The organism is Microbacterium sp., from assembly GCF_032084865.1.
GTDB lineage: Bacteria > Actinomycetota > Actinomycetes > Actinomycetales > Microbacteriaceae > Microbacterium.
The window spans coordinates 1-5,207 of record NZ_DAMDLU010000172.1 but is presented as its reverse complement, the minus strand read 5'-3'; the positions used below and the strand labels follow the sequence as shown (position 1 = coordinate 5,207).

At 68.9% G+C, this 5,207-nt stretch carries 5 protein-coding genes; 3 read left to right on the top strand and 2 right to left on the bottom strand.

Annotated elements, in window-relative coordinates:
- Both RT309_RS13635 and RT309_RS13630 read right to left on the bottom strand, forming a co-directional pair.
- Nucleotides 1–727 (bottom strand): sigma factor (locus RT309_RS13635; protein WP_313357895.1); only part of this gene is annotated, 727 nt, incomplete at its 3' end.
- A gap of 162 nt (nt 728–889) precedes the next feature.
- On the bottom strand, nt 890–1,816 hold the full coding sequence (locus RT309_RS13630; protein WP_313357894.1) for a PAC2 family protein: 927 nt from the start codon (nt 1,814–1,816) through the stop codon (nt 890–892).
- Between the two features lie 112 nt (nt 1,817–1,928).
- Here RT309_RS13630 and RT309_RS13625 point away from each other — a divergent pair, with 112 nt between their 5' ends.
- The 3 genes from RT309_RS13625 to RT309_RS13615 form a co-directional block, all read left to right on the top strand.
- Nucleotides 1,929–3,404: a leucyl aminopeptidase gene (locus tag RT309_RS13625; RefSeq protein WP_313357892.1), complete on the top strand. Its 1,476-nt coding sequence runs from the start codon at nt 1,929–1,931 to the stop codon at nt 3,402–3,404.
- Nucleotides 3,404–4,777 (top strand): dihydrolipoyl dehydrogenase, encoded by a 1,374-nt coding sequence (gene lpdA / locus RT309_RS13620; protein ID WP_313357891.1) that lies wholly within the window; start codon nt 3,404–3,406, stop codon nt 4,775–4,777. The genes RT309_RS13625 and lpdA overlap by 1 nt, the downstream gene beginning before the upstream one ends.
- 72 nt (nt 4,778–4,849) lie before the next feature.
- A partial coding sequence (locus tag RT309_RS13615) for a biotin/lipoyl-containing protein (protein ID WP_313357889.1) occupies nt 4,850–5,207 on the top strand: 358 nt, incomplete at its 3' end.

Sequence of the window (5,207 nt, the reverse complement as noted above, 5' to 3'; positions counted from 1 at the left end):
TCGAGAACTTGAAGCCCTTGGTGTAGTCGAACTTCTCGACCGCACGGATCAGGCCGAGGTTGCCCTCCTGGATCAGGTCGAGGAACTGCATGCCACGACCGGTGTAGCGCTTCGCGAGCGAGACGACCAGGCGCAGGTTGGCACCGAGCAGGTGGCTCTTCGCCCGCTGACCGTCGCGCGCGACCCACTGCAGGTCGAGGCCGAGCTGGCCGGACTTCTCGGCCGCCGACATCGTCGACAGCTTCTCCTCGGCGAACAGGCCCGCCTCGATGCGCATCGCGAGCTCGACCTCTTCGGCCGCATTCAGCAGCGCGACCTTCCCGATCTGCTTCAGGTAGTCCTTGACCGGGTCGGCGGTCGCGCCGGTGATCTGCGTGGAGTAGACAGGGGCGTCGTCCTCGTCCTTCGACGAGATGACGATCGCGCCGGTGGGCAGCGGCTCGGTGAAGGCCGGCTTCTTGTCGCCCTCGTCGTCGTCGCCGTCCTCGGTCTCGACGACCTCGTCGTCGACCGGGGCCTCTTCGTCCTTCTTCTTCGCCGTGCGCCGAGCGGGGGCCTTCTTGGCGGGTGCCTTCGCGGGCGCCTTCTTCGCGGGCGCCTTGGCCGCGGTCTTCGTCGCCTTCTTGGGCGCCGCCTCGGCGACGTCGGTCACCTCGGCCTCAACGATCTCGGTCTCGGCAGTGGTCTTCTTGGTCGTCCGGGAGTTCTTGCTCGTAGCAGGAGTCACGTTTCGCCTTTCATGGAGCGGTGCACGCGCTCCGAGCCGTTTCGGACACTAGTAAGACCCTTGTCAAGTGCATCCGCGAGGAATCTGTTGACAATGGGTCGAGCATCCATTATCACACACGACGACGGCTGCTTCCTCCGATTCCGTGAATCAGCGCGCGTCTCAGCGCTGCTTGTCGTCGTCTCCCGGGCGTCGCGTGGCCAGATAGCGCTCGAGCTCCGCGGCGAGCTCGTCGGCGCTGGGGAGGTCGCGCTCGTCGAAACCGCCCTCGTCGCCGGTGTCGTCCCGGCCCGCCATGTACGCGTCGTAGCGCTGCTCGAGTCCGTGCAGCATCTGCACCAGCTCTTCGCTGCCCTGCACCTGCTCGGCGACACGGGCGTGGAACTCCTCGCTGCGCTCGTGCACGGCATCCATCCGCAGCACCAGCCCGGTGCCCGCCATCAGCTTGTCCGCCGCGGCGGTGACCGTGTCGGGGTAGTCGGTGTCGGCGAGGTAGTGCGGCACGAGCAGCACGAATCCGGCCACGCGCACGTCGTGCTCGACCAGGCGGAACTCGAGCAGGTGGGCGGCCGTGGCCGGCACCTGGGTGCGGGGACGCCACACCGAATGCACGGCCGTGAGGTCGCGCCTGTTGCCGCTGACCGTGACACCCAGCGGACGGGTGTGCGGCACGGGCATGGCGATCGAGTGCACCCACGTGACCGTCGACACCTGGAACGCGTCCACGAAATCGACGACCGCGCGTGCGAAGGCGTTCCACGCGAAGTCGGGTTCGTACCCGGAGAGCAGGAGGAACGGCTGACCGAGGGCGTCGTGAGCGAGGGCGAGCTCGAGCCGCGCCGGACGGTACTCGGTCAGGTGATCCTGATCGAAGAGCACGATCGGGCGGCGCGCGCGGTAGTCCAGCAGCACGTCGTTGTCGAACACGATGAGCGGCTTCGGGTCGGTCGTCGCGTTCAGGTGCTCGATGAGACCGGCGACGGCGCTGCCGGCATCGGTGAAGCCGGTGAGAAGAATGACCAGGGGCAGGCCGGTCGGGGCGTCCGGGGCCCCGGAAACCGACTCGAACAGGTCAGCAGGTGACGGCATGTGTCCATGCTACGAGTCGCATCCCGGGCCTGGGCGGCGACGTGCATGCTGACAGCGAACACGGCGGCAGCGCCTCGGCTCGGCGTGTGGGGGCCCTCCCTAGGATGGAGTCATGACGCTTCCCGTGATCACCCACACGACCGATCCGTTCCCCGGAGGCACCGCAGACGCCGCAGTGCTCGTCATCCCCGATCCCGCCTCCGCGACCGACGCGCTGAGCGGATACGAGGGTCTTGCCGACACCCTGGCGGCCACCGGATACAAGGGAACGGCTTCCGCCTACCAGCGCGTGCACCTGCCTGCCGTGACGTCGCTGCCGCTGGCCGTCGTCAGCGCGGGAAAGGACCCGGATGCGTCCGCCGTGCGTGACGCCGTCGCGACCGCCGTGCGCTCGCTGACCGGCTTCGCGACGGTGTCGGTCGGATTCGCCGGCGACCTCGAGCAGTACGCCGACGCCGCGGCCGAGGGTGCACTGCTCGGCGGATACCGCTTCGATGACTACCGCTCCGAGAAGAAGCCCGCTCGCGCCGAGACCATCGCGCTGCACGCCGCATCGATCGAGGACGGTGCGCTCGAGCACGCTCGCGCCGTCGCCGAGGCCGTCGCGCTGGTCAAGGATCTCGTCTCGGTGCCGGCGGAGTGGCAGAGCCCGGCCCAGCTCGCCGACGAGGCTGTGAAGACGGTCGCCGATCTGCCGATCGACGTCGAGGTGCTCGACGAGAAGCAGCTCGACGAGCAGGGCTACGGCGGCATCCTCGGTGTCGGACGAGGATCGGATCGTCCGCCGCGGCTCGTGCGCCTGTCGTACTCCCCCGCCGAGGCGGCGCGTCACATCGCGCTGGTCGGCAAGGGCATCACGTTCGACACCGGTGGCCTCTCGCTCAAGCCCGCCGCGAGCATGGTCGGCATGAAGTTCGACATGGCGGGCGCGGCCACCTCGCTGGCGGCCATCCGCGCCATCGCCGCGCTCGGCCTTCCGGTGCGGGTGACCGCGTTCCTGTGCATCGCCGACAACATGCCGTCCGGCCGCGCGACCCGGCCCGGTGACGTACTGCGGATGCTCGACGGCCAGACCGTCGAGGTGATGAACACCGACGCCGAGGGGCGCCTGGTCATGGCCGACGGTCTCGTCGCGGCCAGCCGCGAGAACCCCGACGTCATCATCGACGTGGCGACCCTCACCGGCGCGATCATCGTCGCGCTGGGCATGCGCCACACCGGTGTGATGGGTGACGACGACGCGGTGGCGGAGTACCTCGCCGCAGCGGAGTCGGTCGGCGAGGATGCCTGGCCGCTGCCGCTTCCGGAGTTCATGGAGGAGAGCCTCGACTCGCAGATCGCCGACATGGTGAACGCGAACATGGCCGACCGCTCCGGCGGGTCGCTCTTCGCCGGACTGTTCCTGCGCCGCTTCGTCGGCAGGACGTCGGATGCCGAGGACGCACCGCGCATCCCCTGGGTGCATCTCGACATCGCCGGGTCCGGCGAGCACAAGGGAGCGCCGTACGGATTCACCGAGAAGGGACCGACCGGCGCGGCGGTGCGCTCGCTGATCGCGTTCGCACGAGCATCGGTCAAGGAGTCCTGATGGCGACGCACGAGTTCGACCTGGTCATCCTCGGCGGCGGCAGCGGCGGCTACTCGGCCGCGCTGCGCGCCAGCGAGCTCGGCAAGAAGGTCGCCCTGATCGAGAAGGACAAGGTCGGAGGCACCTGCCTGCACCGGGGGTGCATACCCACCAAGGCCCTGCTGCACGCGGCAGAGGTCGCCGACCACGTCCGGTCGGCGGCATCCGTCGGGGTGAGCGCCACTCTCGAGGCGGTCGACGCGGCAGGGGTTCGCACATACCGCGAAGGCATCGTGGCGAAGAAGTTCAAGGGCCTCGAGGGCCTCATCGCGGCGCGCGGCATCACGACCGTGCACGGAGAGGGTCGCCTGGCGGCCGATCGCTCGGTCGAGGTCGGCGACGATCGCTACGTGGGCGCGGACGTCATCCTCGCCACGGGCTCGTACAGCCGCTCGCTGCCCGGTCTCGAGATCGGCGGACGCATCCTCACCAGCGAGCACGCGCTTGCGCTCGACGAGGTGCCCGACAGCGTGATCATCCTCGGTGGCGGAGTGATCGGCGTCGAATTCGCCAGCGTGTGGAAGTCGTTCGGTGCCGAGGTCACGATCGTCGAGGCGCTGCCGCACCTCGTCCCGAACGAGGACATCGCGATGAGCAAAGGACTCGAGCGCGCGTTCCGCCGGCGTGGCATCAGGTACTCCCTGGGCACGCGCTTCGCGAAGGCCGAGCAGGACGACGCGCAGGTGACCGTGACGCTCGAGGACGGCAAGAGCTTCAGCGCCGACTACCTCCTCGTCGCGGTCGGTCGTGGACCGCTGACCGACGGTCTCGGCTTCGAGGACGCCGGTGTCGGTCTCGAGCGCGGATTCGTGAGGGTCGACGAGCAGCTGCGCACGGCCGTGCCCGGCGTCTGGGCCGTGGGCGACATCGTGCCGGGTCTGCAGCTCGCGCACCGCAGCTTCCTGCAGGGCATCGCCGTGGCCGAGCGGATCGCGGGGATGGATGTGCCGACTCCTCCCGAGTCGCAGATCCCCCGCGTGACGTACAGCAGCCCCGAAGTCGCGTCGGTCGGCATCACCGAGGAGGCCGCCATCGCCGCGCACGGCGCCGACGACGTCGTGTCGTACGAGTACAACCTCGCCGGCAACGGCAAGAGCGAGATCATCGGCACGGGTGGCATGGTGAAGGTCGTCCGCCGAAAGGAGGGCCCGGTTCTCGGAGTGCATCTGCTCGGCGATCGCGTCGGCGAGCTCATCACCGAAGGCCAGCTGGCCGTGGCCTGGGAGGCGCATCCGGAAGACATCGCGCCACTCATCCATGCGCACCCCACACAGAGCGAGGCACTTGGCGAGGCTTTCCTCGCACTCGCCGGAAAACCGCTGCACGCGCTGTAGGAACGCACCAATATCCATAGACTCCCAGGTCACTAAGCTTGGGGCATCACAATTTTCCGAAGGAGACTCGACATGAGCACAGCCGTGGTCCTTCCCGCACTCGGGGAGAGCGTCACCGAGGGCACGGTCACTCGCTGGCTGAAGCAGGTCGGCGACACCGTTCAGGCTGATGAAGGCCTGCTGGAGATCTCGACCGACAAGGTCGACACAGAGATCCCGTCCCCCGTCAGCGGTGTGATCGAAGAGATCCTCGTCGCAGAGGATGAGACCGTCGAGGTCGGCGCGCTGCTCGCGCGCATCGGCGACGGCAGCGCTGCGCCGTCGGGCGGAGACGCCCCGGCCGCCGAAGCGCCGGCCGAGCAGTCGCAGCCCGCGGAGCAGTCCCAGTCCGCCGAGCAGGCGCAGCCGGCGCAGCAAGCCCAGTCGCCCG

Bases quoted from the DNA above. Each gene is read 5' to 3' on its own strand.
- RT309_RS13630 (WP_313357894.1), bottom strand. From the start codon at position 1,816: ATGCCGTCACCTGCTGACCTGTTCGAGTCGGTTTCCGGGGCCCCGGAC.
- RT309_RS13625 (WP_313357892.1), top strand. From the start codon at position 1,929: ATGACGCTTCCCGTGATCACCCACACGACCGATCCGTTCCCCGGAGGC.
- lpdA (WP_313357891.1), top strand. From the start codon at position 3,404: ATGGCGACGCACGAGTTCGACCTGGTCATCCTCGGCGGCGGCAGCGGC.